The 287-nt window shown below is 41.5% G+C and carries 1 protein-coding gene; it reads right to left on the bottom strand.

The annotated features are described in order from the left end of the window. Positions 1–287, bottom strand: a 287-nt coding sequence (locus DJ029_RS22355) for a hypothetical protein (RefSeq protein WP_232823183.1), incomplete at both ends; no start/stop codon positions are given.

The raw sequence follows: 287 nt of genomic DNA, 5'->3' as shown, positions 1-287 counted from the left end.
TGTATACCAAGTCAATGCATCTCCAGTTAACGATTCCTGAAAATAATTTATGAGCATGGTGTCATTGTCTGCGATGGCACGACACTTGTTGCAAAACGAGACTAGGTGATGCTGAGGATCAGTAGTCCCATCATAAGGTACGAACTTAGGGGCTCTAACAGGGAAAGGTGACCTCTCTTTTTCCTCCTTTTTGGTAAAGTCGTAGAATCCTAGTTTCTTGCCAGTTGAGCTTGAGGATTTCTTTTTAATTTCATTCTTGAGTTCCTCCACATTTTTCTGCAACTCCT

It is taken from the genome of Oceanibium sediminis, from assembly GCF_003265325.1.
GTDB classification, from domain to species: domain Bacteria; phylum Pseudomonadota; class Alphaproteobacteria; order Rhodobacterales; family Rhodobacteraceae; genus Halovulum; species Halovulum sediminis.
Note: the sequence above shows the minus strand (reverse complement) of the source record. Positions and strands in the feature narration are given on the sequence as shown.